The organism is Microcystis sp. M083S1, assembly GCF_020246405.1.
In the GTDB taxonomy this organism is placed as follows: Bacteria; Cyanobacteriota; Cyanobacteriia; order Cyanobacteriales; family Microcystaceae; genus Microcystis; species Microcystis aeruginosa_C.
On sequence record NZ_JADBTB010000038.1, the window covers coordinates 1 to 3,666 of the forward strand.

Genomic DNA, 3,666 nt, shown 5'->3' on the forward strand with positions numbered 1-3,666 from the left:
CTAGGGGTAACTGCTGAATTTCCCCTAATTCTTTCAGATAAATTCGATGCACCTGAGGACAATTGAGCAGCGCTCGGTAGGGATGGGTGTTACTTTGTTCTAGGCTGCGGGTGGGATAGATGACAACAATTTGCCAATCGGCAAATCGTTCTCGCTGACGATAAAAATACAAAAATGATTCACCAAATACCCTTTCATAGAGTCGTTCGTCTTTTTGAAATTGCACTTCGCAAAAATAGATTACCCCGCTACTATCATTATCGGGTGGCAGGAATACGCCATCGATCTCAAATTTGGGTTCTTTGACGGCTACGGAGTCAAAGCGGTATTCGGTGGCATTATCTGGCGGGTTTTCCAGTAAATCGAAGAGAAGGGAGGGGGATTGTTGAAAAAGCCGGTAAAATATCGAGTCTCGTTTCATTATGATCGGGATTGCACCTAGCAAGCTTTCCCGATCTTCCCATGAAACCCCTCAAAAAAGAGAGAGGAAACCCGCGTCTCCTCTCCTCTCCCTTGAGACATTATTTTCCAGCTTTGCGGACAGCACCCCTGATTTATTCTCCCCTTTGACTCTTGCATGAGTGCCTGAGTGCCTCTCCTAACCAAGAAATTAATCAGGTTGATGACATTAAAGAAAGCCTTGATCCGAGTTTTGATGAAGTGCTTTGAGAAATCGCAGAAAAACAACGAAATCTAAAACCGTAATTTTCTGTTAGAATTGGCAGTAATTAAACACCACGCTTGTAGGAGCTATGGTTAACCTCACCTATAACAAAAATCGACCTCTTCCCAGCGCCGAAGAATTGCCCTCTTCCGATGAAACTCCAGTGGACAACCAGTTACAGAATGATATTCCCAATCTGCTGCTAAATTTATTAGCCTTAATTTGGTCTGGTCGAGATGATTGGTATTTTGGGGTAGATATGGCTGTTTATTATAATCCAGACGAATCAGCTTTTGTCCCCGATGGTTTCTTAGCAGTTGGAGTCAACCATGATACGGGAGAAAAAGGTCGGTTAAGCTATGTTTTGTGGGGGGAAAAGTATATCTTGCCGATTTTGTTTTTAGAGGTAATTTCCGAGAAATATAACAGTGAGTATGAGGAGAAATTTCTAAATTACCAAAGCCTGGGGATTCTGTATTATGTAATCTACAATCCTTTCAGTGGCAGAAGAGGAAGATTTAAAAACCGACAAAGATTAGAAGTATATAAATTAATCTCAGGAAAATATCAACTTCTAGAGAGTGAGAATAATCGAGTTTGGTTGCCAGAAATTGGCTTGGCGCTGGGTTACGAGAAAGGAGAACATATTGCCTGGTATCGGGAATGGTTATACTGGTATGACCAGTCGGGAAATCGCTATCTAACGGCTGAGGAAAGAGCGATGAACGCAGAGGCGATCGCTGCTCAAGAACGGCAAATTGCCAATCAAGAGCGCTTGGCGAAACAAGAGGCTGAACAAAAAGCCATCCGGCTGGCTGAAAGGCTCAGAGGGCTTGGAATTAACCCCGATGAAGTGTAAGGTCTGACTTCTCCAAGATATCAACAACAACCCGCATCACAAATCATCTTTTAACGATGCCATGAGTGCGTCGTGTTCCGCAGCTGTTATGCCAAGAGTTGCGGCCTCGTGCTGTAATTTTCTGGCAATAATAGATAAGCTGGGACAACCTACCATAAGGCGGACAATTTCATCATCTGGTATAAGCGCCAGTGCTTCTCTAATTTCTTTGGCTGTGCCTTGGATTACTGTTGCTTGTGTAGTCATGATTTTTTATCATTCTAGGGCGAATCCTAGCATAATTCGTGACTGAGATGCTACTCATAACCCCCAAAAAAAGAGAGAGGAAACCCGCGTCTCCTCTCCCTTGTAGGCATTATTTCCTCGCTTTGCGGACAGCACTCCCTAACATTAAACTGCCCAGTGTGATAAAACCAAGAAGGCTAGAGGGTTCGGGAACAGGAGTCGCATTAAGTGTAACGTTATCGAAAACTAATTGTGTCCCCCCATTATTCGGACGGTCAATAGAGATGCGAATTCCCGCACCCTGATCGGCAATCCCCGCCAGATAAGAAGTGTTGAACGATAAGAACACGCCTCTTGACGAAAAGGAACTCTGATTGAATGTAAAACTTGACAAAACGGTATTATTATCACTCCGGCGAAGCGAAATTGTACTGTTCGGCAAGGTCAAGTTGCCCAGTTCATCTAGACGAATACCTGCGAATAAATTGAGCGTGTATCGAGTTCCGGCTTGATAAGTGGCGGCTACATCTTGACGGATCGATCCACCATTGAAAGCAATAAGAGCCGCCTGCGAACCGTCGGGTACTCCGCTTGTAAATTGAGTCGCATTGAATGGCTGAACCCCCGCATTGCCACTACTCACAGTCCAACCGGTAATAACTGGTGAAAAATTAGGGTTTGATGGTGTCTCGAAGGAAAAATTATTGACAGTCACGCTTGCAGCCTGTGCCGCACCAGTTCCCAGAGTAGCCAGGGCAACCCCGACGGATAGAATGCCGAGTTGTTTTATTTTCATGAAAAAGGGTTAATGGTAAATGGTTTAAGTGCGCGACATTTCGATTCGGGTTAAGCGATAGGGCAACCCAAAACAATGACCAGCGAATGCTCAAAGACAAAATACACACTTACCCCCCCCGCATTGTATTAAAAGCTACAATTTAATAAATATTTACATTCTTCTCCCCCAGGGCTGACGCTTGCTAGAATAAAAACCCGCTTGATTTGTGGTAATGAGACAGCTTAAGTAGCTGGTTATAATTAAATTGAAGATAGATTTTGGGTTCGATCCCCCCTGTCCCCCTTGATAAGGGGAGTGCCGATCCCCCCTTAATCCCCCCTTGATAAGGGGGGCATTTGATAATTTTTAACGCCTACCTACTTATGTTAGATTTTCATCTATCTGTTCAGCCTGAAACAGAAAAACGCCTTAAAAAGATTTTAAACTCTATCAAAGATCAAGAAAAATTTGCCCAAAGTATTATTGATTATCAGATTGCCGAACTACAAAAAAGCAACTTGAATCTAAAATTAGATTTAGCGGATCTGGAAAAACAATATAAAATGACATCCCAAGAATTTTATCAGCAATTTTCTCAAGGTATTTTAGGAGATGAATCGGATTTTATAGTTTGGTCTGGACTATATGAAATGCTTCTTCAAAACGAGGCTAATCTCCAGGAATTAAAATGATTGAAGCCTATTTTTTGCAACTCGAACAAACCATTCGAGAATTTCCCAATGTGAGATATTTATCGCTGACCAAGAAAATTTATAACGCAAGTCAAGGTTATATAGCGTTTCCTGAGCTAGTGAGGTACACCTATTTTCTTGCCTTTTGCCTTTTGCCTAAAACCCATAACTTTTGTACCTCAGCAGACTGAAAAACGCTATATACTAAATCTGGTTATTAAAAACTGATTATCTATTGCTCCTTTTGCCTATTGCCTATTGCCTTTTGCCTGTCCCCATAAGTAGCCTATACTCAACGGATTTAGTATTACAATGTTTGAGAGGTCTGAGTGGTAACTGATAACTGATAACTGATAACTGAAATGACTACACCTACCTTCACCATTCCCCAATCTGACCCTTCCCTTTCCCCCCGGCAATCCCTGCCGACGATGTACGATTTACCTAG

5 protein-coding genes and 1 pseudogene are annotated in these 3,666 nt (G+C 42.6%); 3 read left to right on the top strand and 3 right to left on the bottom strand.

Features of this window, described 5'->3' with window-relative positions:
* Positions 1–421, bottom strand: a 421-nt coding sequence (locus IM450_RS03690; protein ID WP_287671020.1) for an Rpn family recombination-promoting nuclease/putative transposase, incomplete at its 3' end; no start/stop codon positions are given.
* 331 nt (positions 422–752) lie between these two features.
* Between IM450_RS03690 and IM450_RS03695 the strand changes: the two genes are divergently transcribed.
* The gene (locus IM450_RS03695; protein ID WP_002802664.1) at positions 753–1,523 is read left to right on the top strand and encodes a Uma2 family endonuclease; all 771 of its coding nucleotides are present in this window, start codon (positions 753–755) and stop codon (positions 1,521–1,523) included.
* Positions 1,524–1,559: 36 nt separating this feature from the next.
* Here IM450_RS03695 and IM450_RS03700 read toward each other — a convergent pair whose 3' ends face one another.
* Entirely contained in the window at positions 1,560–1,769 is a 210-nt protein-coding gene (locus IM450_RS03700; protein WP_190359552.1) for a hypothetical protein, read from the bottom strand.
* Positions 1,770–1,878: 109 nt separating this feature from the next.
* Positions 1,879–2,544, bottom strand: a complete 666-nt coding sequence (locus IM450_RS03705) for a PEP-CTERM sorting domain-containing protein (protein ID WP_287671023.1) — start codon at positions 2,542–2,544, stop codon at positions 1,879–1,881.
* A gap of 365 nt (positions 2,545–2,909) precedes the next feature.
* Between IM450_RS03705 and IM450_RS03710 the strand changes: the two genes are divergently transcribed.
* Positions 2,910–3,218 (top strand): hypothetical protein, encoded by a 309-nt coding sequence (locus IM450_RS03710; RefSeq protein ID WP_002781893.1) that lies wholly within the window; start codon positions 2,910–2,912, stop codon positions 3,216–3,218.
* A 362-nt stretch (positions 3,219–3,580) separates the two neighbouring features.
* A pseudogene (locus IM450_RS03715) lies at positions 3,581–3,666 on the top strand (Uma2 family endonuclease); the annotation flags it as partial.